The following is a 22,363-nucleotide window of genomic DNA, read 5'->3' on the forward strand; positions in this document are numbered from 1 at the left end:
TTGGCGCATGTCTACGCAGCGTAGGTTGTCGAGCCTGGCCTTCAAATGGATACTGACTGTCGAACCGGTTCACTCCATTTCTTCAATTTGATTGGACAGCCCATGAACCAGACACGGCAAACCAATGCCTCCCATACTTTTTTGGCAGCGCATGCCATCAAGCAGCTGCGCGAAGAGCGCGGCCTCACCCAGCGCGCCCTGGCGGAAAGCCTTGGCGTGACCGATAAAGCCGTCAGCAAGTGGGAATCCGGCCGCGGCCTTCCCGACATTTCCCTCGTTGAGCCTTTGGCCCAGAGACTCGGCATAAGCGTGGCCGAGCTTTTGGCTGGTGACATTCGGGCCAACGCCAACCGTGCAGGCAATATGCTCAAAGGCGTCTTTTACGTTTGCCCTATCTGCGGAAACGTTGTGCACGCGCTCGGAGAAGGCAGCTTTAGCTGCTGTGGCTCCACGATGTTTCCCCAGGAGGCCGAAGAGCCGGACGCGGACCACGCCTTTTCCATCGAGCGCATCGAGGACGATTGGTACGTCACGCTCGATCATCCCATGACCAAGGATCACTACATTAGCTTTGTGGCATATGCGACTATGGACGGTATCTGCTTTAAGAAGCTCTATCCAGAGCAATCGGTGCAGCCGCGCTTCCATATTACCGGGCGCGGCAGGATATATCTTTACTGCAACCAACACGGACTCTTTACGTCGCTGACGCCTCGCAAATAACGGCTGTCTATCCGCCCTCCTCATGCGTTCCCAAGGGACCCAAAATGAGCGTGGATAATCTCCCGGTTTTGGCCTGTGTGCGGGCTCAAAGTGGGAGATTATCCACGCTCGTTATCTGAGTGTCCAAAAATCCACGCTCGTCGCTACTTGAGTCCGGGCAGGCGGGTGTAGGGGAACGAGCGCTCTAAGAACTCGGAGCACCGGGCGTAATCTTTGGCAAAGTAGCTGCTATAGAGCGAATCGAGTACGTATTGCACGGCGATATGGCTGGCGAACTGCGTGATGCGGTGCGTCATGCTCTCGTGGTCGCTTACCGTGAGATAGGCGGCAAAGCCGGGGTGAATGCGGGCACAGTACGGCGTGCCGATGACGATGACCGGGACATGTCGACTGCTAAGGATCGGCAAGATCTCCTTGAGGTTGGGGGCAAGGCCGCTGTAGGAGATGATGATTGCCACATGGTCGGGACCCGAGGCGAGCGCCGTGCGCACCTGCGCCTCGACGCTGTCGTGGCACGTCGCGCTTTTGCCGGCGGAAAGCAGGCGATCGCGGAACATTCCCGCTGGATACAGGTTATGCGAGCCCGTGTAGATGTCCACGGTGCCGGCGCGCATGATGAGCTTGGCGGCGTGGTCGAGCTGTGCAGGGTCGAGCAGCTCCTGCGTTTCGGCCAAGGTGGTCTGGTAGAGCCCCTCCATGCGCTCCATCACCTGCGCAGGGGTGGAGGTGGCATCGAAGGGAAAGTTGATGTCCACGTCGCGCCGGTTGCCCGCCTCGGTCGCCTGGCGGATGAGCTCGACCTTGAGGTCTTTGAATCCCTCGAGGCCGAGCTTTTTGCAAAAGCGGTGCACGCTCGCGACCGAAACGTTGGCGCACGCGGCAAATTCCTTAATGGAAAGCCCGCGCACATCCTCGCCCATGGCGAGGGCCGTTCGCCCAAGTTGTTGCTCGGTGGGGGTGAGGCTTTTGCCCTGCGTGATCTTCCGCCTGATATCCATATGGCTCCTATGCGTTTGCGTCGCGATAAACCAATCATAGCGATAAATAAAACGTTCGGCTTGGCTGGGAGTTTTGGTCCGCCGGTCTATGAACGACGGACCGCTCGACGCTGCGCGGGCCCTTGGCACGGCACCTTGGGCTTCAATCGTCGGGCGCGTGCGGAAGCACACATCCCTCCTCTTTCGGCCCAATTTGCCGCACCAGGGGCCCGCTCGCTGTTGTGGGCTCAACATAGGGCGCTGTCCTTGTTGGGCCGTTTGCGCCCGGGGCGTTACCCGAGCACGCGTACGGGCCCCAAGAGACCGCTGGGCTCGGAGGGCTCGGTCATGCCGAACACGTCGGGGACGGCATGGTCGAGGGTGTTGATGATATCGATCGCAAGCGCGTGCTCGCCGGCCAAAAGCGCGCCGGCCTCAAAGCAGTAAGGCGGACAGATGCGCGTGCCGAGGGATTTGCCGTCGAGGGTGACGGTTGCGGTCTCAAAGACCTCGCCAAGGTCGATGACGGTGCGGGTGGCCGCTTCGCCCAGGACAAAGGAGGCCCGGTAGCGGAATGTGCCGGCCTTGCCGGGGAACTCGGCCGAGGAAAGGTCGTGCAGGTCTGCAAGCTCAACAGACTCGCCAAAGGCATCGGTGCCAGGGGCAGAGAAGGCAACCGCCCAGGGCCCGTCGACGCATGTGGCTTCGTCTTCGGCGGTTGCCACAGCAACGGAACCTGTAGCCCCAAGGACCACGATGCAGCTCTCGTAGGGAGCCAGCTCGAGCGTGCCGTCAAAGGCGGCGGGCTCGGTGCCGTTGAGCAGGTCGAGGCGCGCGCCTGCAACGGGTGTGCCGTCGGCAAGCGCAATCTGAGTGGAGATACCCTGCTTGGGATGCTCGTTGACGAGCATCAGATAGCTCTCGCCCGCCCGCTCGTAGCGCAGTGCGCGCAGCCAGGGCTGGGGCTCGGCGCAAACCACGGTCTGCATGCCGGTATTGGCAAGTGTGTCTGCGAGCTCGGTGGTCGCCAGGAGCTTGATGTCGGCGACCGCGGCTGCATCCAGGGAGGCAAAGCCCTCGCGGCCTGCAGTGTCACCGTCGTAGCGCTTGTTCGGCAACTCATCCAGCGCGTACACGGCAACACCTGCGGCTGCGGCACGCGCGGCAAAGTCGAGCACGGCTCCGCCGACAAACTCGGCTCCGGGCATCACCAGGCAGCGGTATGCCTGGCCGTTCACGCTAAAGCCGCTACCGTCTGCGGCAATTTCAACGGCATAGCGCCCTGCGTCCTCAAATGCCTCTGCCGGCACGATGTCAAAGTCGACCTGCGCGCGCAAAAGCTCGGAGGCGGCATGCTGCATAAAGTTCGCCTTGCCTGCCCACTCGGCGTCCGCATGGTAGAGAAGCGCCACCGGGGTCGTTGCGCGCCCGCCGCTCAGCAGGCTCGCCGTACGGTTCATGTAGCTCATGAGCTGCCCAAAGTGTGCAAACTGGGGGTTTTGGCTATGCGCATAGAAATGCGGCGGGCAGTCCCAGTCGGGGAAGGCGGCCATGCTAAAGGCATGCGGCACAAACCAATTGACGCCGCGCACCAAAAAATGATCGGCGATCCACTTCATCTCGCGTAGGCCTTCGTGCCATCCAAATGCGCCAAAGACCTCGGCCATGCAGCGCCCCTGCTTTTTGGGGTCGAGGTGTGCTGCCGAGGAGCCCAGCTTGGGCAGCACGTAGTTATAGAACTCGAGGTCCCACACGCCGCGTCCGTAGCTGTGAAGGCCGCGGTCCATGCCGGGTACCAGCTGGTTGATCACGATGTCGACGCCCGCCATGTCCTGACCGCCCACGGCGCGGAAGTAGTGCCCGGCGCCCACGCCCAGGCGCGCGTGGCAGTCCTTGTCCTCGATAACGTGGCCGATGTACTGCACGCCGCGCGCGCGGCACCAGTCGCCGAGCTGGTCGCAGAAACACTCCTTATAGAGGGTGCTTGCGATGTCCATATAGACGTGGCGTACGTGCGCGCCGGCCGGCTCGCGGTCCCACAGGTGCGGGAGCTCGGCCAGGTAGCGCTCGCCCAGTGCCGCGCGTAGGCGACGCTCAAGCTCGGCCGACCAGGGTAGGGGCGCGGTGGCCTTGCCGATGAGCGTGTCCGAGATGCCATCGGGGCCCGTGGTGCCCTTCTCGTTGGCAAATCCGGGCTCATCGGAGAAAAAGCCCAGGATCGTCTTGCCAAACTCATCGCCCAGATGCTCAAAATGCGGCTCGTAGACAGCATCGATGAGCTGCGCCACCGAGGCGCGGTCGACCATATTGATGTAGTCCTCGTTGTAGGAGGTCTTGCCGCTCGTGAATATCACGCATGCCTGCGTGAGGCCCGCAGGTGCATCGAAGACCAGGCGGCTGGGGTTGCCGTCTGCATCGTCGAATACTCGGTAAGCGACGTCGACGGGGCTGCCGTCCTGCATAAATGTCACGCCGTAGAAGCGCTCCGTTTTGTCGAGCATGTTGGCGAGCGCGATGCTCGCGGCGGACGTGGGGCCCACGATGTCGAACGTGCGGTGCGTGAGCACGATCTTGCGGAGCTCGGGCACGGCTTCCTTGGCGGCGCCGTTGGCAAAGCCCGTGGGGAAGTGCGCGTCGTCCAAGATCCAGAGCTTAAGGCCCAGCTGCTTGCACTCGTCAATGACAAAGCGCAAGTCGCGCCACCAGCCCTCGCCGCAAAAATCGGGGTGTGGGCGGCTTTCGAGACAGACCTCGTGGATGTCGGCGCCGGCGATCTTTTCCAGATACTCGGCAATGGTCTTATGGCTCTCGCCCTTCATCCACAAAAACGGAAGCACGTGGTTGTCGTATGTGCCCTCGAGCACCTGCTGATAGTACGCGGTCATGGATCCTCCTTGGCTCGATCGATCTGCTGCATAGCACAGATTATGGACGCGTCGGCGCGTTCTGCTAATATCTGAATCACGACGAACTATGACCAAATCAACGATTGGCAAGCCATGGAGATCGACGAGCTCGAGCGTAGGCTCAGCGAACTGAGCGCCAGTGAGATCACTTATAAAGACGGCATGGCATTTGATTGGTCGATTATGACCGAGCATGTCGAAATCGACGGATGCCCAGTGCGCAAGATTGGGCAGCCAGGGTTTGCCTATGCCCAGCCCGGCATGCCGCGTGGCCTGACGATAAGGAAAAACTCGCGCTTTAATGCAGTTCCCGAGCACGTGCATGATTACGTGGAGATGAGCTATGTGTATCGCGGGCGCTGTCCGCAGACGGTGGCGGGGGAGAGGCTCGAGTTGCGCCGCAACGAGGTGCTTTTGCTCGACGCCCTTTGCCCCCATGCCGTGGCGGCGCTCGGCGAGGACGACATCATGCTGAGCATGACCGTTTCACGCTCTTTTTTGCGCCGGAGTCTCGAGTCGAGCCTCTCGCGCGAGAGCGCGGTCTCGCGGTTTTTGTTCAACGCGCTCAACAGCGAGACGGACCATCGGGGGCATGTCCGTTTTTACTGCGGCGAGAGCCGTCGGATTCGGCGCTACATGCAGGAGATGCTCTGTGAGCTGTACGACCCGAGCCCCAACGGTTCCGAGATCGTCCTGCGTCTGTTTCAGCTGTTTTTGGCCGAGCTTATGGATTGCTACGAGCGCGAGCTGGTGCGCGGCGCGGCGGACGGCGCGGCGGGGCCCACTGCCCTGGTGACGGGAATGCTTGGCTATATCGATCGCGAATTCGCTGCATGCTCCCTCGAGGGGATGGCGGCGGAGTTTGGCTTGAGCCCTAATTATGCGACGGCGCTCCTCAAGCGACATGTGGGCAAGACCTTTAGGCAGCTTGTGCAGGAGCGACGCCTGGTGCGTGCGGCCGAGCTTCTGCGCGGTGGCGCCACGGCCGGGGCGGCTGCGCATGCGGTGGGCTATGAAAACATGAGCTTCTTCTACCGTAAGTTTCACGACAAGTATGGCTGCACCCCCGCGGCATACCGCCGGTAAGCGCGGGGCGGATCGTCTTCGCTCCTTCGGTGTCAAAAAGTTTCAGCTGCAGCGCTGTTGCAGCGCGCGTCTGCGAAAAGAAGTGTCGGGTTTGGCACCCCTGCCCCTGCCTGTCGCGTGCGTGGGCGATACTCGGCCTATCGACCCGCAATGCAAAGGAGATGCTCATGGCAAACATCAAGTTCCCCGAGGGTTTCTATTGGGGCGGCGCCACGGCCGCCAATCAGTTTGAGGGCGCTTGGAACGTTGACGGCCGCGGTCCGTCGGTCGACGACCACTTCTTGGGTGGCAGCTACAAGGAGCCGCGCCAGATTACGATCGACATCGACCCTAACCGCTTCTACCCCAACCATGACGGCATCGATTTCTACCATCACTACGAGGAGGACATCGCGCTGTTCGCCGAGATGGGCTTCAACATGTTCCGCATGTCCATCTCTTGGAGCCGCATCTTCCCCAACGGCGACGACGCCGAGCCCAACGAGGCCGGCCTCGCCTTTTACGACCGCGTCTTCGACTGCCTGCGCGCTCACAATATCGAGCCGCTCGTGACCCTGTCGCACTACGAGATGCCTTATCACCTGGTCGAGAAATACAACGGCTGGGCGAGCCGCGAGCTCATCGGCTTCTTTGAGAAGTACTGCCAGACCGTCTTCGACCGCTATCAGGACAAGGTCAAGTTCTGGCTCACCTTCAACGAGATCAACTGCGGCACCCAGGACATGGGCAACCTCTTTGGGACCAGCATGATCCAGGGCTTTGAGGGCCCGGCTTCGGCGGTCCACACCACGCCGCAGGCCCGTATGCAGGCCCTGCATCACCAGTTTGTCGCCAGCGGCCGCGTCGTGCGCTATGCCCACGAGCACTATCCGCAGTTTAAGATGGGCAACATGGACTGCTTCATCCTCTCCTATGCCGCCACGTGCGATCCGGCCGACGTGTTCGCCACGCAGCAGGAGATGAATACCATGAACTGGTACTGCTCCGACGTGCAGGTGCGCGGCAAGTATCCGTTCTATGCCAAGCGCTTCTGGGCCGAGAACGATGTCGAGCTTGTGATGGAGGACGGTGACCTGCAGGATATCGCCGACGGCAAGGTCGATTTCTACACCTTTAGCTACTACATGTCCGGCACCGTGGGCACCCACAAGGATCACGAGATGACCGAGGGCAACATGACCTTTGGCGGCAAGAATCCCTATCTGGAGTCCACCGACTGGGGCTGGCAGATCGATCCGCTGGGTCTGCGCATCGCCCTCAACGAGATTTACGCCCGCTACGAGATTCCGCTGATGGTGGTCGAGAATGGCATGGGCGCCTACGATGAGGTCGAGGAGGACGGCTCCATCCACGACCCGTATCGTATCGCCTACTTGCAGAGCCACGTCAAGGCCATGGGCGAGGCCATTGCCGACGGCGTCGACCTGATCGCCTACACCTGGTGGGGCCCCATCGACCTGGTTTCCGCCGGCACCGGCGAGATGCGCAAGCGCTACGGCTTTATCCACGTCGATAAGTACGATGACGGCACCGGTACCTACGAGCGCCGCCGCAAGGACAGCTTCTACGCCTACCAGAAGATCATCAAGTCCAACGGTGCCGAGGGCCTGGATTAATCGACAATATGAGTGCCACCGGGGAAAAGCGTTGGGATGGGCTCGCGATTCGAGTCCCCACCTTAGCATTTGAACCATTTGGCACTATAATCACCATAGGCATGCGCACAACGTTGCGCTTAATCAAGAGGAGAAAACGTATGGGTCTGTTTGACATGTTCAAGAAGAAGGCTGAGCCCGCGACTGCCGCTGCTCCGTCCTCCATCTCTGCTTCTGCCGGCGCCGACGTGCTGTGCTCGCCCGTCAAGGGCAAGGTCATCAAGATGGCCGACGTGCCCGATCCCGTCTTTGGCGGCGAGGTCCTGGGCAAGGGCTGCGCCGTGTGGCCCGAGGACGATCTGGTCTACGCTCCCTGCGACGGCAAGGTGACCGTCACCATGGGCCACGCCGTGGGTCTGCAGTCCGATAGCGGCATCGAGGTTCTGGTGCATGTTGGCGTCGATACCGTCAACATGAACGGCGATGGCTTCGAGGGCTTCGTCAAGGCCGACGACGTCGTAAAGGCTGGCCAGCCCATGCTCAAGATCGACCGCGCCAAGATCGCCGCTGCCGGCTACAAGGACTGCGTCGTCGTTGCTGTGTCCAACACCGCCGAGTTTGCCGACGTCGAGCTCGCCGTCGAGGCTGACTCCGCTGTCGCCGCCGGCGATGTCATCGTCAAGGTCGTCCGCAAGTAAACTGCGGCAACATAAGGATGCGCAAGGGTGGTCGGGTTATCCGGCCGCCCTTTTTTATTACAATGCGGCGGAACGTTTTATTGCGCGTTGGGCGGAACGGTAAACCGTTCGGACGTTAAATCGAGCCGACTGCGCCTTTGCTTTGCCGGGGGTGTTCGTTAGCGGCTAGAATGGCCTTATTGTTACGACGTGCACCGCGTCGGGAAGCGCGGTGCCGCTTGTTGGGAGGAATGTCATGAAGAAGAAGCTGCTGCTTGCGCCCCTGATGGCTGTTCTGGTCGCGTGCGTAGTTGTGCTTTCCGGCTGCGGAGGCCCTTCGGTTGAGGAGCTCATCACCGATGATCTTACGACGCAGTTTGACGAGGTCAAGAACGGTGGCGACGACTTCCTCGCCGGCCTGGAAGAGGCCTCGGGTGACGAGTTCGAGCAGCTGGGCATCGATCCCAAGGAGTACGCCAAGAGCTATCTCGAGGGCTTTGACTACAAGATCGGCGACGTGACGGTCGACGAGGACAAGGGTACCGCAACTGCCGAGGTCACCATTACCTGCAAGTCCATGAACCAGATCGTTGAGGATTTTGCCACCCAGTACCAGGAGAAGGTCGCCGCGCTCGATTCGATGCCTTCCGATGACGAGCTGTACAAGATGGCCGGTCAGGTTATGGTCGATGTGACCAAGGCTGCTAAGACCAAGGACACCAAGGTCACCTTCAAGTATTCCTGCAATGACGACGGCGAGTGGTCTGCCGACGATTCCGCAACCAACGAGATGATGAATGCCATGATGAGCTAGGGGAGTTACACGGTAGTTCGTTACGGCGTTTTGCCAAACGCCGTAACTGCCCGACGCTGCGCGCCGCCCAGGACGACAATTTGTCATTCAAAAGGCGAGGCATGACCAGAAGGTCTATGCCTCGCCTTTTTCATGCCAATTTGTTCGCTCTGGTGCCCGCTCGCTGCCCGTCCTCTACCTGCGGCGTTGCCATGGTAGTCATTGAGGTGGCAGTTGGGGACGTTCCTTTTCTGCCGGCAGTTGGGGACACTCCTTGCGCCAGCGTTGCATCGCGAACGCTCGGGAAAATGCGACCCGGTTTTTGGCCGAATTCCGGGTCGCGGTTTCCGGATGGGGTGGGTTGCGGAAACCGCGACCCGGAATATTGCTCTGAAACGGGATGCGGTTTCCCCGACGCGCCTCAAACGGAAAGTGCATCCCATTTCGGAGCTCCAAAACGGGATGCACTTTCCGCGTGGAAGAATTGTCGCAGCTACGTTAAGCAGTGCCGCTCGCTACTCGCCCAGAATCAGGGCTGCGAGCTCTTCTTGCGTGTCCACCACGTAGTCGGCGCCGGCGGACTCCAGCTCTGCGCGGCCGCGGAAGCCCCAGCTGACACCGGCGCTCTTGAGGCCGGCGTTGTGGCCGGTCAGAACATCGACATTCGAATCGCCCACATAGAGCGTGGTTGCCGGATTGGCGCCCAGCTCCTTCATCACGTGCAGCGTGACGGGCGCTTTGGGCTTAGGCGGAAACGCATCGACACGGCCTTGCACCAGCGCAAAGCGCTCGGAACCAAAGTATTTCTCGATAAGCGGGGCTGCCGAAATATGATCCTTGTTGGTGAGCACGGCAAGCTGAACGCCCGCTGTGCGCAGACGGTCGAGCATCTCAATCGTGCCGGCGTAGGGGGCGGTGTGGTCCTCCTTGTGCTCGCCGTAATAGGCCCTAAATTCGGCAAGCGTCTGCCCAAACATACGGCCGTCGCCCGCGTACTCGGCGGGCATAAAGCGCTCGACCAGCTTGAGCATGCCGTTTCCCACCTTGTAGCGGTACTCGTCTACGGCAAACGTGGGCCAGCCGTGCATCTCGCAGGTATGGTTGCCGGCGGCCGCCAGGTCCTCGAGCGTGTTGAGAATGGTGCCGTCCAGGTCAAAGATCACGGTGGAAAAAGCTGCTGCCATGAAAGCTCCCGTCATTGGGTTTAAAACGCACCTCATAATACTGGGCTTACGCGTCTGGCGTGGCTGGAATCTGAACATCTCCAGGGATATCAAGCCACATCGCGCCAGCCGTGCAATTCCGCCCTAGTAAATTCTCGGCAGCTGCTCTCCCACGAGCATGTCGAGGATGCGGGTCGAGCCTTTATCCGATATCGTGCGTAAACGCAGCCAGAAACTCTTCGAAGGTGTCGGTCTGCATGAGCCTCATCGTGGTCTCTACCGAGGAGAACACTTCGATAATCAGGTCGAGCACATCTCTAAAGAGCCCCATGTCTTCCTGCGCGGTACCTATAAGCAGCACAAATCGCACGTCGTGGCGTCCCCAAGGAATCGGGGCGTCATTGTGGACCACGGCAATAAACGAGCGCTTGGGATACACCGAGATCGCATGGGGTATGGCAAGGCAGTCAGTAAACGCTGTCGATGAGACGTTCTCGCGCAGATGCACGTTGGCGATAAATTCGGGCGTTACGAGCTCCTGAGCAGCCAAAAGCTCTCCCATTCGGTCGATGCAGCTTGTGGCGTCAACCGCGTCTATGTTGCGTATAAATAGCTCCGGCCGCAGCAGGTGCCCCAAAAGGCCCTGAGCGTAGAGGCGCCGTCGCCGCTCTTGGATGGCACAAAGCCGGTCGCGGATCTTTCGCACGTTCTGTTTAGTGAGGATGGGCCCGATCAAGATCTTGGTGCTACCGCCATAAACCGGCACGTCGACCGTAGTGACCACCACATCGCTCTCGGGAGGATCGGCCAGGTAGCTATCACAGCTTCTCACGGCAACAACGCTGATGTCGTCTCCAAACTCGGCCTTAAGGTCGTCGACAAGCCTGCGCGCAAAGTCGTGATACTCCTCGATGATGACCGTGCAGGTGATGGCGCCGTCGGGTGCGGAGAACTTCTCAAAATAGGCGCCGATGTGAAAGGCGATAAACGCGATTTCGTTCTCGCCTACCTCGATATCCATGGCCGTCGAGAAGCGATGGGCGATATAGACCGCCATATCGTAGACCGGTGCGTACTCGCTTTTGATCTGCGCAGCGAGCGGGTTGGGGTAGCTTACGTGGTAGACGGCTCGTTGGTAGGCGTTAAACATATGCAGGACGAGCTGCAGGCGCATGGGCTCGTCGATAAAGCGCGGTAGGTTGTAGCGCTTGCCGCACTCGTCGAGAATCCCCAGAACCATGTCTACAAAATCGCGGTCAATGATGCTTGAGAGCTTCTCGCGGTTGAGCTCGTCAAAATCGCAACGTTCGACGGAAAGCGCCAAAAGCAGCAGGATTTGCTGAAAATCGGCGCGTGGGATGGCGCAACCAAACTCCTTCTCAAAGTAGGCGGCGATGCGCTGGGCGCAGCGTACGATCTGCTCGCGCTGCCCGAGTTGTGCCACTAGGCCGTCTGCATCGATGGGGCCGTCCACCTCGCTGAGCTCGTTGTTCGAGGTGAGCCTGATGATGATCACTAACAGGTGCACGAGCAGGTTGGAGAGCGCGTAGTCGTTGATAAATAAATCCGAGCGCTGGCAGATCGCGACCAAGCTCGAGAGGGTTGCCTGCACGTCAAAGTCGGGAAACATGTTTTCGAGCGTTTTGGTTGAGGTGAAATAGCCATAGGAGTTGTGGGTTGCTATGTGGCCGAGAAGCTTGCGCTTGTCGGCCTCTCGCCCCGTGAGTGTCATGCGGTAGTCGTGTGTCTCGACATTGAGGCCGAACTGCCGCACGAGTGCGCGCACCTGCGGCATCACGGAGCTCTGAAACGTGCTCTCGCTGATGAAGAGCTCATCGGCGATATCAAAGACGGAGAGTCCATCGCATGCGTTGACAAGGCGGGAGATAGTAAAGTCGCGCCTGGAGTCCGCGTTCGCGGGGAGGGTATTGACACCTTCGCAAGGACTAGCGGAAGCGCTGGCGGCAGCCGGCGCCGCCGTGGCAAGGCGATAGCCCTCTTTAGACGATTCGATATGTCGCGTACCGGTCTCGTTGACCTCTGCAACATAGTTGCGGATGCTTCGCTCACTCGCGCCCAAAAGGCCGGCAAGCATCGAGGAAGACACCCATGAGCTGCTGTTTTCGAGCACGTCGATCATGCGGTTGATGCGGTTCTGCTTGGCGCTCGCCATGGCTTTCCTCCAAGAGATGAACGGCAGACAGGGTGTACCGCCCCATGGTATCTCAGGTTAAGAAAGGGTGTCTTTTCCAATTTGCCGCCCAAGCGGAAAATCGCCCGGCTTGCCGCGCGGGCGGAAAATCTGCCGCCTTGCCGCCATGCGGCAAAAAGTCGGTTGGCGGCAAGAGCCCTCCGCCGCGTATAGTGCAGTCACGGTCAAGGGCGGCCGGGTCGACACGGGCGCCCAAGAACACAGCGGGGATCGCAGCGGCATCGGAGCTGCCTCGAGCCCGCTTATTGGGAAAGGAGTACCCCATGGCAGATGAGAACGGCACCGTTCGCATTCTCCTCGCTTGCGGCATCGGTGCCTCGACCGGCTTTATGGCGGCAGGCATGCGCAAGGTCGCAAAGTCCAAGGGTCTTGACTGCACCATCAAGGCAGTCAGTAAGTCTGAGATTATGGACTACGCCGACAAGATCGACGTCCTCCTGCTCGGTCCGCACTTCGCCTCCGAGGTGCCCGAGATCCAGTCTCAAGTGGCATCTCACGGCGTGAAGGTCATGGCCATCGACCCCGACTATTACGCGGCGCTCGACGGCGAGAGCATCCTCGAGGATGCCTACGACCTGCTTGACGAAGACTAGGAGGGGACAACATGCTGCAAAAGGTCATGGAAGCGATCCAGGCGTGGATCACCGAGCATGTCGTCCCCGTGATGAACAAGCTTACCTCAACCTACTGGTTTGGCGTTATCTCCGACGCAGTTCTCTACATCGTCCCCTTCTCCATGGTCTCGGCCATCCCGAGCCTGTGGAACATTATCCGTCGCTTTGTCCCGGCCCTGCCCGACCTGTCGCCGCTCACTACGTTCTCGTTTGGCCTCGTGGGCATGTTCATGGCGTTTATCATCCCGCATAACGTTGCGGTCAAGGAAGATCGCAAAGACCGCAGCATGATTGCCGGTTTTACCGGTATAGGCGCTTTTATGCTGTGCATGAACCCCACCATCACCGATCAGGGCTATGTCTTCCAGATGGCCAAGTTTGGCGCGGGTGGCATGTTCACCGCGATGGTCGTGGGATTTGTCGTTGGCTTTATCTACAAGCGCATGGCGCGCATGACGTTCTTTTCCGAGGACAGCCTCGTGCCCGACTTCGTCAAGAACTGGTTCGATAACATCATTGCGGTGCTGCTGTCGCTTTTTGTGGCTTGGCTCTTTACCAACATGCTCCAGGTCGACGTTTTTAGCGCGGTCGCGATCATCCTTTCGCCCGTTACCGGCTTTGCCCAGACGCTGCCCGGCACCATCGCCATCCCGCTTGTCATGGACACCTTCTACTTCTTTGGCATCTCCGGCTGGGTGTTCTCGCCGATCCAGCAGTCCATCCAAAAGTCTGCTCTTGCCGAGAACATGGCCGCCTATGCCGCAGGCCTCGCTCCCACTAACATTAACGCGTACGGCATTACTCGCTACATCATGATCGGCGGCGAGGGCGCAACGCTTCCGTTGGCCTTCTACATGCTCTTTGCCAAGTCCAAGAAGAACAAGACGCTCGGCCGTGCAACGATTATCCCGTCGCTGTTCAACATTAACGAGCCGCTGGTCTTCTCCACGATCGTCGCCAACCCCTTTATGTTCATCCCCATGGTGCTGCAGTCTATCCTGCTGTCTGCCAACGCCTACCTCTGGATGAGCATGGGCTGGGCGAGCCTGCACGTCGAGAATTTCGATATGAACTTCCTGCCCAATGCGGTCTCGGCGTTCTTTATGTCGGGCGGAGACGTGCGCAATATCGCACTTGTCTGCGTCAACCTGCTGATCGCCGCGATTCTGTGGTTCCCGTTCTTTAAGGCTGCCGATAACTACCAGTGCAAGATCGAGGAAGAGCAGGCTGCCGAGAAGGCTGCAAAGAAAGCGGCCAAGAAGGCTGCCAAGGAAGCCGCCAAGGCCGCTGCCGCAGCTGCTGTCGAGTAAACCTCTACGGGCGACTCAGAGTTCGTCGCCTAGTTGCTACCAGATGTTTCAGTACCGGCCGTGGAGGCGGCCGGTACCCAAGAATAGGAGGCCATGATGGCTGATGAGACAATCAACGTTCCTGCGGTCGCGATGAACGTCATCATCAACGCTGGCGACGGCCGCGCCTGCATCGACAAGGCGATGGATGCCCTGGCGGAGTTCGATTTCGATGCGGCAGACGCGCATCTTGCCGAGGCTGATGCCAAGATCCTTGAGGCGCACAAAGCGCAGACCGAGATGATCCAGCGCCAGGCGGGCGGCGAGGAGGTCGAGTACTCCCTGCTGTTCGTGCACGCCCAGGATACGCTTATGACCATCAGCGCCGAGCTGCACATGGCCAAGAAGATGATGCCCGTAGTGCGCGCGCTGACCGCCCGCTAACGCGTCTCCCGATTGCGGGTCGCGCCCTGCGGCTCGCATCCCCAACCCAACCAAGAGAGATGAGGACATACCATGATCGACCTTTCTACCTATGACTTTGGTGAGACTTTTCCCGAGGGTTTTCTATGGGGCGGCGCTACCGCTGCCAACCAGATCGAGGGCGCATGGGACGAGGGCGGTCGCGGCCCTGCGGTCTCCGACTATGTGATTCTGCTCGACCGCGAGACCTGCGCCCGCGAGGGCATCGTCGAGGGCGGCCCGCTCAACTCCGTTACGCGACAGTCACTCGCAGCTCGCAAGGCAGACGAGATGGCCTATGATTTTCCCAAACGACGCGGCATCGACTTCTACCACACCTACAAGGAGGACATTGCGCTTTTGGGCGAGATGGGCTTCGGCGTCTTTCGCATGAGCATTTCCTGGAGCCGTATCTTCCCCAACGGCGACGACGCCCTGCCCAACGAGGAGGGTCTGGCCTTCTACGATAAAGTCTTTGACGAGTGCCATAAGCACGGGATCGAGCCCATGGTCACCCTCAACCACTTTGATATGCCGCTTCACCTGGCCGAGGAGTACAACGGCTTTGCGAGCCGTCACGTGGTCGACGCCTTTGAGCACTATGCTGAGACGCTTTTCCGCCGCTACAAGGGCAAGGTCAAGTATTGGATGACCTTCAACGAAATCAACCACGTCTACGCCAACCCCTGCACCTGCTGCGGCGTGATTTGGGACGAGAAAGAAGACGGCTCCAACCCCTATGCCGGCCGTTGGCCCGAGAAGTTCCAGGTCGCTCACAATCAGCTCGTGGCTTCCGCCAAGGCGGTTATCAAACTGCGCGAGATTGACCCCGAGGCTCACATCGGCAACATGCTCTGCCGTCTTGAGAACTACGCTGAGACCTCCAAGCCCGAGGATCAGCTCCAGGTGCTTTTTGAGGACCACTTCAACTGGTTCTTCACCGATATCCAGGCCAAGGGCGAGTACCCCTACTACGTGAAGCGTTTCTTACGCGACTACGGCGTCGATATCAAGATGGAGGACGGCGACCTCGAAACCCTCAAGGCCGGCGTGGTTGACTACATCTCCATCAGCTACTACATGACCTACATCATGCGCTACAAGGGCAAAATTTCCCCCGAGCCGAGCGGCAAGCTGGTTACCGAGATCAAGAACCAATACCTCGAGATGACCGAGTGGGGCTGGCCGATCGATCCCGTGGGATTCCGCATCACGCTCAACCACATCTACGATCGCTACCACCTACCGATCTTCATCGCCGAGAATGGTAACGGCATGACCGAGAACCGCGATGAGAACGGCTTCTGCGACGACGACGCGCACATCGAGTATATGAAGGAGCACGTCGAGCAGATGCACCAGGCGATTCTCGACGGTGTCGACGTCTTTGGTTACGCCTGGTGGGGCCCTATCGACCTGATCAGCTCCGGCACCTCCGAGATGACCAAGCGCTACGGCCAGATCTCGGTCGACCAGGACGACCACGGCAACGGCACCGGCAAACGCGGTAAGAAGAAGAGCTTCTTCTACTATAAGAAACTTATCGCTAGCAATGGTGCCGATACCGCAACCGACAACATCGTGGTGGAGTAAGGAGCAGAGATGGTTTCCAAGACGACGATCGTCAAGAATCCGAGCGGTATCCACGCGCGTCCTGCGTCGCTGTTTGTGCAGGAGGCAAGCAAGTACGAGAGCTCGATCACCGTTGGCAAGTTGGGCGGAGACGCCAAGGACGCCAAGTCTATCTTGATGGTCATGAGCCTGGGGATGATCTGCGGTTGCGAGATTGTGATTGCGGCCGACGGCGCCGACGAGGCGGCCGCCGTCGATGCCCTCGTGGCGCTTGTCGAGAGTGGCTGCGGGGAGTAGGCGGGCAAAAGCCGCGCCGATGCGCTTTGGGCCACCCAAGGTGGGCTGGCTCCAGAAAGATTGGCCCGCCGGTGCGCGCCGGCGGGCCCTTTGCTTAGGGAGGTTAACGATGACGGCAAGAAACGTTGGCGCTAGGGGCGCGGGGCGCGTTGGGGCGCGTTCGGCGCTTACGACCCTGGGGGTCATGTCACTGATTTATGCGGTGGGCGTTCTACTTATGGATGCGACTGTGGGCGAGCTTACGGGCTCTGCGGCGTCCTCTGCATCGATCGCGTCGATGCTCGTTACCTTGCTGCTCATCGTGGCGTTGATCTTCCTTGAGGTGCGAGCGTATCGGGCGGTGGTGGCCTCGGTGCCCTTTGAGCCTGATATGGGTGACAAGGTGCTGCTAGGTCTTTCGCTCTGGTTTGGCGGCGGCATGCCACTCGGCGTCGCCAATCTGGTTCGCGCCGCGGCGTTAGGAGGTGCCGGCGACGTGCGCCAGATTCTCATGCAGCTGGGCGTGAGCGTCGCGCTCATGCTGCTGACGTATCCAAAGTTCAGAGCGTAGACAACAGCAAAGCTTGAAAATGCAAAGCCCCGCGACCGATTTCAGCCCGGTCGCGGGGCTATTTGATATTTGGGGGAAATGCATTCGTCGATTTACATGCTCTCTGCCGCACGTGTGCCCCGCTCATTTCCAGGGTGAACATTTGGCTCGCTCAATCTTGGGGTGGCAGCGGATCGGGCAGGGCGGGACGACGGCCTGGTGGCGGAGCGAAGCCGCGCCGGCCGGCGCTCGCCCGCTAGCAAATCCTCGGCAGCTGCTCTCCTACGAGCATGTCGAGGATGCGGGTCGAGCCCCAGCCGGTGCGTACGCGCACGGCGGGACGGGCGCCCTCGGCAAGTGGCAGCACGCGACCGACGATGGCGGCATTCTCGCCGTAGCGGGCGGCGCGCATGGCGCTCAGCGCGGCATCGGCTTGCTCGGTCGGCACGACGGCAACCATCTTGCCCTCGTTTGCCACCTGCAGCACATCGTAGCCGAGCATCTCGCAGGCGGCCTGCACGTCGGGGCGCACGGGCACGGCATCCTCGTCGACCTCCATGGCAACGCCGCTGGCCTGCGCAAACTCGTTAAGCGTCGAGGCCAGGCCACCGCGCGTGGGGTCGCGGAAGCAGTGTGTGTCGGGTGCTGCGGCAAGCACATCGGCAATCAGGTGGTTGAGCGGCGCGGCATCGCTTTCGATGGTGCTCGAAAACGCCAGGCCCTCGCGTTGGCTCATGATGGCGATGCCGTGGTCGCCGAGTGTGCCCGACACCAGGATGACATCGCCGGGCCGGCAGTTGGCACCGCTGAGCGTCACGCCTGCGGGCACCTCGCCTACGCCAGCGGTATTGATGTAGACGCCGTCGGCACCGCCACGCTCGACCACCTTGGTGTCGCCGGTGATAATCTTCACGCCTGCCTCATGTGCCGTTTCGGCCATGGTCTGCACAATCTGGCGCAGCTTGTCCATGGGATAGCCCTCTTCGAGGATAAAGCCGCATGAGAGGTAGCGCACATTAGCGCCCGAGGTCGCGACGTCGTTGACGGTTCCGCACACGGCGAGTCGGCCGATATTGCCGCCGGGGAAGAACTGCGGCGAGACTACAAAGCTGTCGGTCGACATGGCGATGCGCCCGCTCGCGGGCAGCGCAGCGACGCCGGCATCGTTGCCCTCGAGCAGTTCGGGCGACCCAAAGGCATCCAAAAAGACCTCATCGATGATGCGTTTCATCATCTGGCCGCCAGAGCCGTGGCCCAACAGGACAGTGCTATCGGTGGCAGTACGGGACATATCGAAAACTCCAATCGTGGGGGTCGGCAATAGCTGAGTGTGGCAGAATCGATGTTAAGTAAAAGTCAGCGAGCGCCATTCAGGCGAAGTGAGTTGCCTTGAAAGAGGAGGCTGCTGGGCTTTTGCCCGCAGCCGACGATTGAAAGGCAAATCGCTCGCCTGAATGGCGCGCAGCGTCGACCGGTCCGCCGTTCGTTAGAACGGCGGAACCTAACAGCCTCGGTAGCGGAAATATGCTGCACAGCTGCCCTCGGAGCTCACCATGCACGGTCCGACGGGATGTTCGGGCGTACATGCGTGGCCGAACAGCGGGCAGTCGCTCGGCGTGATGGCGCCGCGCAGCACGTCGCCGCAGCGGCACCCGCGTGGTTCGACCGTCGGTTCAATGGGTACGTCAAAGCGGGCGCCGGCATCAAAGCGCGCGAATTCGGGCCGGATGGAAAGACCCGAGTTGGCAATCGGTCCCAGTCCGCGCCACGTGGTGTCGCACGGCTCAAATACCTGCTCGACCAGCTGGCGCGCTACGGGGTTGCCGTCAGCGTTGACGCCACGGCGGTAGGCGTTGTCGATCGCCGGCCTTTTCTCGACAACCATCTGGACCAGCATGCAGATACCTTGCAGGATATCGACCGGCTCAAACCCGGTGACTACGCCGGGGGTCTCGAACTCATCGACCAAAAACCCAAAGGGTGCCAGGCCCGTGATGGTAGCGACGTGTCCCGGAAGGATAAAGCCGTCGATAGTGGTCTCGGGATCGTTGGCGATGGCGCGCAGCGCCGGCGGCGTGGTCTTGTGGGCGCAATAGACCGAGAAGTTCTGGAGTCCGCGTGCATCGGCCTCCAAAATGGCGGCGGCGATGGTGGGCGTCGTGGTCTCAAAGCCGACGCCCATAAAGATGACCGGGCGATCGGGGTTGTGTTCGGCGATATCGAGTGCATCGAGCGGGGAGTACACAATGCGAATATCGCGCCCCGCCGCCTTTTGCGCGGCGAGCGAGGTAGACGACCCGGGCACGCGCATCATGTCGCCAAAGGTGGTGATGATGGCGCCGTCCATCTTGGCGAGCGCGATTGCATGGTCGATATCGCGGTTGGCGGTAACACAGACTGGGCAACCCGGACCGCTCAGCAGTTTGAGCCCGGCAGGCATAATGGAGCGAAAGCCATAGCGACCGATGCTCACGGTATGCGTACCGCAGACTTCCATAAGGTTGATGCTGCGGTTGCCGACAAGCTCATGAATACGATCGATGAGCTCGCGAGCCAGCTTGGGGTCGCGAAATGCCGAAAAGTCGATACCGGAGCGAACCGGCTGCGCCGCCGCCACTAGTATGCCTCGGCCGGGTTAGTGGCGAGCTGGTCCTCTTCGGCCAGCTCGGTCATGGTATTGACGAGCTCGAGTGTCTCTTGGGCTTCCTGCTCGTCGACAATCTGAATGCCAAAGCCGGCGTGCACGAGAATATAGTCGCCTACCTGTGCCGTCGGCACGAGGCGCAGCGAAACGGGGCGCTCGATGCCCATCATGTCGACGGTCGCCTTAAGGTCGTCGTCGCGTTTGACCACTTTACCGGGAACGGCAAGGCACATAATGTTCCCCTTTTATACGTTTTGCGCTGGATAGGCGCCTAATTACCCATCAGTTGATGGTAGCGCTCGCGGGAGTCACGAGCAAACGCGTTACACCTGTGAGACGGCGGCGCGCAGGCTGGCAAAACGCCTATCGCGATGCTGTCTGCGCGAGGCGAGCGCGAGCGATGGCGGCCTGACCGTAGGCGATGCAGCCGTCGTTGACGGGCACAGTATGGGGGACCAAGACGGCAAGCCCGTCGTCTTTGAGTTCGTGGGTAAGGAGCTGAAGCAAAAGCCGGTTCATGAACACACCGCCCGAGAGCGCGACGGTATCGAGGTTTTCGCGATTGCAGATCTCGCACGCGATGTGGGTCGTAGCGTGCGTAATGGCGATGTGAAACTCGAGGGCGAGCCTGTCGGCCGGCGTGCCTGCCTCAATTCCATTCAGAAGAGATTCGATGAGCGGTTGGGGGTCCAAGATGGGGGAGTCGTCGGCAGACGTGAATACGCCTGCATGATTGCCGTCGAGACGAACGGTCTTACCGCCGAGCGCGCGCCAGGCGGCGGATTCGAGTTCTATGGCGGGTTCGCCCTCGTAGGTTGCCTTGTCGCAGATGCCCAGAATCGCTGCCGCGGCATCAAAGAGACGCCCCATGCTGCTGGTACGCGGGCTGTTGATGCCGCGCACGATCATGGTGGCTGTCACGCTGCGCGTTTGCTCGTCGAGGCTGTCCAAAAGACGAGCGGCGCCTGGGTGCTCGAGCAGGCCGAGCTCACTGAGCAGGGCAAAGGCGTTGCGGCGGGCATCGCGTACGGACGCTACGCCACCGGGTAGGGCCCAAGTGCGCAGATGCGCTGCGCGCTCAAAGTCAGCAAGGCCAGCGACAAGAAACTCGCCGCCCCAAATGGTCCCATCGGTGCCGGCGCCGGTGCCGTCAAAGGCGATGCCAAGGACACGCGCGTCGGTTGTAAGCTGGCCCGCGGCGATGGCCTCGGCCATTACGCTCGCGATATGCGCATGATGGTGCTGCACCTCGACGAGCGGCAGATTGCATTTTCGCGCCTGCTCGCGCGCCCACTGGCCCGATAGATAGCTGGGGTGTACATCGCAGGCCAAGGCGGCGGGCGCCAAGTCAAAAAGATCTTCCAAGCGCGTGCGCGCGGCGTTCCAGGCATCGAAGGTCCCGCCGTTTTCAACATCGCCGATATGCTGCGACACAAAACAGGTCGCCTCGCCGTTCGTCCCTTCACGCGTGAGCGCGATCGTGGCCTTTTGTTGTGGCCCGCAGGCGAGCACGCAGGACGGAGCGCCGTCGAGCGCCGGCAACGGCAGCGGCTGCGGAGCGTATCCGCGGGCGCGGCGCACGGGCATAACGGCGCCGTCGACCACGCGTACCACAGAGTCGTCGTAGCGCGACAGAATTGCGCGGTCGTTACCGAGCAGCGCATCGGCGATGCCGACGGCAACGAGGTGTTCCCAGGCAAGGTTGTCGTCGGTCTCGATGGGTTCTTCGCTCAGGTTGCCGCTGGTCATGACGAGCGCGTGCATACCGCGGGCTTCTGCCGCGGCAAGCAACAGATGCTGAAGCGGGGTGTAGGGGAGCATAACGCCGAGCTCGGGCAGGTCGTGCGCGATGGACAGCGCGAGTACGAGGGCGTCGGGAGAATCGTCGTCGCTCCCGCAAACGGCACGTCGGCGCAGCAGCACGATGGGGCGGATACTGCCGGCGAGCAGATCGCGTTCAGCATCGTCGATATGACACAGGCGCTCGGTATCAGCAAGGTCGCGCACCATGACGGCAAGCGGCTTGTTGCTGCGGCGTTTGCGATGGCGTAACTCGGCCACCGCCTGCTCGTTGGCAGCGTCACAGGCTAGATGGAATCCGCCCAGGCCCTTGATGGCGACGATACCGCCGTTGGCCAGCAACTCAACACAGCGGTCGATAATGGCGTCGCTGGCCTCGCGTGTGGTGCCGACGGCCGGTGTCGCGGACGAATTCCCGCACGCATCGCCGTTCACAGCCTCGCGCCACGTAATATGCGGCCCGCAATCAAAGCAGGCATCGGGCTGCGCGTGAAAACGCCGGTCGAGTGGGTCGGCATACTCCGCGGCGCACTTGGGACACAGGGGAAAACAATCCATCGAGGTGGCCGCTCGATCGTAAGGCAGCGAGCGGATGATGGTAAAGCGCGGCCCGCAGTTAGTGCAGTTGATAAAGGGGTAGTGATAGCGTCGGTCGGCGGGATCGAACAACTCGCGCAGGCAATCGTCGCAGGTAGCGATATCGGGCGAGACGAGCGTGGTATGCGCGGTCTGATCCTGCGATGCCACAATGCGAAAGCCCCGCTCATCGGCAGCGCTCCAGCCGCCAGGCCCCAAATCCGCAACATCGACTCGCTCAACGCGGGCTGCCGCAGGCGCATGCTCAGAAAGCGCGGCAACAAAAGCATCGAGCGCATCGGCCGGAGCGTGCGCCTCGATATGCACGCCGTCGCCCGCATTGAGCACCCATCCGCAAATGCCATGCGCCATGGCCTCGCGATACACAAACGGTCGCATGCCAACGCCCTGCACAATGCCCGTCACATGAATATGCACATGCCGCATG

Annotated in this window: 19 protein-coding genes; 11 read left to right on the plus strand and 8 right to left on the minus strand. The window is 60.7% G+C overall.

Annotated elements, in window-relative coordinates; all coding sequences use genetic code 11:
• The first annotated feature begins 102 nt into the window (after positions 1 to 102).
• A complete protein-coding gene (locus tag DXD39_RS06540) occupies positions 103 to 723 on the plus strand; it encodes a helix-turn-helix domain-containing protein (protein ID WP_055250846.1) in 621 nt (206 codons plus the stop codon).
• Between the two features lie 143 nt (positions 724 to 866).
• Here DXD39_RS06540 and DXD39_RS06545 read toward each other — a convergent pair whose 3' ends face one another.
• Positions 867 to 1,721 carry a MurR/RpiR family transcriptional regulator gene (locus tag DXD39_RS06545; RefSeq protein WP_089573523.1) on the minus strand — a complete coding sequence of 285 codons (855 nt, stop codon included), beginning with the start codon at positions 1,719 to 1,721 and terminating at the stop codon, positions 867 to 869.
• A 272-nt stretch (positions 1,722 to 1,993) separates the two neighbouring features.
• Entirely contained in the window at positions 1,994 to 4,585 is a 2,592-nt protein-coding gene (locus DXD39_RS06550) for a glycosyl hydrolase (RefSeq protein ID WP_117803543.1), read from the minus strand.
• Positions 4,586 to 4,699: 114 nt separating this feature from the next.
• Between DXD39_RS06550 and DXD39_RS06555 the strand changes: the two genes are divergently transcribed.
• The 4 genes from DXD39_RS06555 (at position 4,700) to DXD39_RS06570 (ending at position 8,778) form a co-directional block, all read left to right on the plus strand.
• The gene (locus tag DXD39_RS06555) at positions 4,700 to 5,692 is read left to right on the plus strand and encodes a helix-turn-helix domain-containing protein (RefSeq protein WP_117803544.1); all 993 of its coding nucleotides are present in this window, start codon (positions 4,700 to 4,702) and stop codon (positions 5,690 to 5,692) included.
• 167 nt (positions 5,693 to 5,859) lie between these two features.
• Complete coding sequence (locus DXD39_RS06560) at positions 5,860 to 7,308, plus strand: glycoside hydrolase family 1 protein (RefSeq protein ID WP_117800618.1); 1,449 nt, start codon at positions 5,860 to 5,862, stop codon at positions 7,306 to 7,308.
• Positions 7,309 to 7,448: 140 nt separating this feature from the next.
• A complete protein-coding gene (locus DXD39_RS06565) occupies positions 7,449 to 7,985 on the plus strand; it encodes a PTS glucose transporter subunit IIA (RefSeq protein WP_117803545.1) in 537 nt (178 codons plus the stop codon).
• 235 nt (positions 7,986 to 8,220) lie between these two features.
• Positions 8,221 to 8,778 (plus strand): hypothetical protein, encoded by a 558-nt coding sequence (locus DXD39_RS06570; RefSeq protein WP_117637959.1) that lies wholly within the window; start codon positions 8,221 to 8,223, stop codon positions 8,776 to 8,778.
• A gap of 494 nt (positions 8,779 to 9,272) precedes the next feature.
• Here the strand turns inward: DXD39_RS06570 and DXD39_RS06575 are convergent, their stop codons facing one another.
• Both DXD39_RS06575 and DXD39_RS06580 read right to left on the minus strand, forming a co-directional pair.
• Complete coding sequence (locus tag DXD39_RS06575; protein WP_233541128.1) at positions 9,273 to 9,941, minus strand: HAD family hydrolase; 669 nt, start codon at positions 9,939 to 9,941, stop codon at positions 9,273 to 9,275.
• A 181-nt stretch (positions 9,942 to 10,122) separates the two neighbouring features.
• Entirely contained in the window at positions 10,123 to 12,093 is a 1,971-nt protein-coding gene (locus DXD39_RS06580) for a transcription antiterminator (RefSeq protein WP_117803547.1), read from the minus strand.
• A gap of 302 nt (positions 12,094 to 12,395) precedes the next feature.
• Between DXD39_RS06580 and DXD39_RS06585 the strand changes: the two genes are divergently transcribed.
• The 6 genes from DXD39_RS06585 to DXD39_RS06610 all read left to right on the plus strand — a co-directional run bounded on the left by DXD39_RS06585 (position 12,396) and on the right by DXD39_RS06610 (position 16,916).
• Complete coding sequence (locus DXD39_RS06585; RefSeq protein WP_117803548.1) at positions 12,396 to 12,725, plus strand: PTS sugar transporter subunit IIB; 330 nt, start codon at positions 12,396 to 12,398, stop codon at positions 12,723 to 12,725.
• A gap of 11 nt (positions 12,726 to 12,736) precedes the next feature.
• Entirely contained in the window at positions 12,737 to 14,056 is a 1,320-nt protein-coding gene (locus DXD39_RS06590; RefSeq protein ID WP_117803549.1) for a PTS sugar transporter subunit IIC, read from the plus strand.
• Positions 14,057 to 14,152: 96 nt separating this feature from the next.
• The gene (locus DXD39_RS06595) at positions 14,153 to 14,479 is read left to right on the plus strand and encodes a PTS lactose/cellobiose transporter subunit IIA (RefSeq protein ID WP_199569964.1); all 327 of its coding nucleotides are present in this window, start codon (positions 14,153 to 14,155) and stop codon (positions 14,477 to 14,479) included.
• A 72-nt stretch (positions 14,480 to 14,551) separates the two neighbouring features.
• On the plus strand, positions 14,552 to 16,090 hold the full coding sequence (locus DXD39_RS06600; RefSeq protein WP_117803551.1) for a glycoside hydrolase family 1 protein: 1,539 nt from the start codon (positions 14,552 to 14,554) through the stop codon (positions 16,088 to 16,090).
• A 9-nt stretch (positions 16,091 to 16,099) separates the two neighbouring features.
• The gene (locus tag DXD39_RS06605; protein WP_117803552.1) at positions 16,100 to 16,366 is read left to right on the plus strand and encodes an HPr family phosphocarrier protein; all 267 of its coding nucleotides are present in this window, start codon (positions 16,100 to 16,102) and stop codon (positions 16,364 to 16,366) included.
• Between the two features lie 184 nt (positions 16,367 to 16,550).
• Positions 16,551 to 16,916 (plus strand): hypothetical protein, encoded by a 366-nt coding sequence (locus tag DXD39_RS06610; protein WP_147347901.1) that lies wholly within the window; start codon positions 16,551 to 16,553, stop codon positions 16,914 to 16,916.
• A 235-nt stretch (positions 16,917 to 17,151) separates the two neighbouring features.
• Here DXD39_RS06610 and hypE read toward each other — a convergent pair whose 3' ends face one another.
• The 4 genes from hypE to hypF form a co-directional block, all read right to left on the minus strand.
• Positions 17,152 to 18,186: a hydrogenase expression/formation protein HypE gene (hypE, locus tag DXD39_RS06615; protein WP_117803554.1), complete on the minus strand. Its 1,035-nt coding sequence runs from the start codon at positions 18,184 to 18,186 to the stop codon at positions 17,152 to 17,154.
• Between the two features lie 210 nt (positions 18,187 to 18,396).
• The gene (gene hypD / locus DXD39_RS06620; protein ID WP_117803555.1) at positions 18,397 to 19,512 is read right to left on the minus strand and encodes a hydrogenase formation protein HypD; all 1,116 of its coding nucleotides are present in this window, start codon (positions 19,510 to 19,512) and stop codon (positions 18,397 to 18,399) included.
• Complete coding sequence (locus DXD39_RS06625; RefSeq protein WP_055250830.1) at positions 19,512 to 19,772, minus strand: HypC/HybG/HupF family hydrogenase formation chaperone; 261 nt, start codon at positions 19,770 to 19,772, stop codon at positions 19,512 to 19,514. The genes hypD and DXD39_RS06625 overlap by 1 nt, the downstream gene beginning before the upstream one ends.
• Before the next feature lie 130 nt (positions 19,773 to 19,902).
• Entirely contained in the window at positions 19,903 to 22,362 is a 2,460-nt protein-coding gene (gene hypF, locus DXD39_RS06630) for a carbamoyltransferase HypF (RefSeq protein WP_117803556.1), read from the minus strand.
• Between the last annotated feature and the right edge of the window lies 1 nt (position 22,363).

It is taken from the genome of Collinsella sp. TM04-29 (assembly GCF_003466565.1).
Classification (GTDB): domain Bacteria; phylum Actinomycetota; class Coriobacteriia; order Coriobacteriales; family Coriobacteriaceae; genus Collinsella.

Excerpts from the sequence above, each read along its gene's own strand:
- DXD39_RS06570 (WP_117637959.1), top strand. The coding sequence starts at position 8,221 with ATGAAGAAGAAGCTGCTGCTTGCGCCCCTGATGGCTGTTCTGGTCGCG.
- DXD39_RS06625 (WP_055250830.1), bottom strand. The coding sequence starts at position 19,772 with ATGTGCCTTGCCGTTCCCGGTAAAGTGGTCAAACGCGACGACGACCTT.
- DXD39_RS06600 (WP_117803551.1), top strand. The coding sequence starts at position 14,552 with ATGATCGACCTTTCTACCTATGACTTTGGTGAGACTTTTCCCGAGGGT.
- DXD39_RS06595 (WP_199569964.1), top strand. The coding sequence starts at position 14,153 with ATGGCTGATGAGACAATCAACGTTCCTGCGGTCGCGATGAACGTCATC.
- DXD39_RS06605 (WP_117803552.1), top strand. The coding sequence starts at position 16,100 with ATGGTTTCCAAGACGACGATCGTCAAGAATCCGAGCGGTATCCACGCG.
- DXD39_RS06555 (WP_117803544.1), top strand. The coding sequence starts at position 4,700 with ATGGAGATCGACGAGCTCGAGCGTAGGCTCAGCGAACTGAGCGCCAGT.
- DXD39_RS06610 (WP_147347901.1), top strand. The coding sequence starts at position 16,551 with ATGTCACTGATTTATGCGGTGGGCGTTCTACTTATGGATGCGACTGTG.
- DXD39_RS06575 (WP_233541128.1), bottom strand. The coding sequence starts at position 9,941 with ATGGCAGCAGCTTTTTCCACCGTGATCTTTGACCTGGACGGCACCATT.
- DXD39_RS06580 (WP_117803547.1), bottom strand. The coding sequence starts at position 12,093 with ATGGCGAGCGCCAAGCAGAACCGCATCAACCGCATGATCGACGTGCTC.
- DXD39_RS06560 (WP_117800618.1), top strand. The coding sequence starts at position 5,860 with ATGGCAAACATCAAGTTCCCCGAGGGTTTCTATTGGGGCGGCGCCACG.
- DXD39_RS06585 (WP_117803548.1), top strand. The coding sequence starts at position 12,396 with ATGGCAGATGAGAACGGCACCGTTCGCATTCTCCTCGCTTGCGGCATC.
- hypE (WP_117803554.1), bottom strand. The coding sequence starts at position 18,186 with ATGTCCCGTACTGCCACCGATAGCACTGTCCTGTTGGGCCACGGCTCT.
- DXD39_RS06540 (WP_055250846.1), top strand. The coding sequence starts at position 103 with ATGAACCAGACACGGCAAACCAATGCCTCCCATACTTTTTTGGCAGCG.
- DXD39_RS06565 (WP_117803545.1), top strand. The coding sequence starts at position 7,449 with ATGGGTCTGTTTGACATGTTCAAGAAGAAGGCTGAGCCCGCGACTGCC.
- hypF (WP_117803556.1), bottom strand. The coding sequence starts at position 22,362 with ATGCGGCATGTGCATATTCATGTGACGGGCATTGTGCAGGGCGTTGGC.
- DXD39_RS06545 (WP_089573523.1), bottom strand. The coding sequence starts at position 1,721 with ATGGATATCAGGCGGAAGATCACGCAGGGCAAAAGCCTCACCCCCACC.
- DXD39_RS06550 (WP_117803543.1), bottom strand. The coding sequence starts at position 4,585 with ATGACCGCGTACTATCAGCAGGTGCTCGAGGGCACATACGACAACCAC.
- DXD39_RS06590 (WP_117803549.1), top strand. The coding sequence starts at position 12,737 with ATGCTGCAAAAGGTCATGGAAGCGATCCAGGCGTGGATCACCGAGCAT.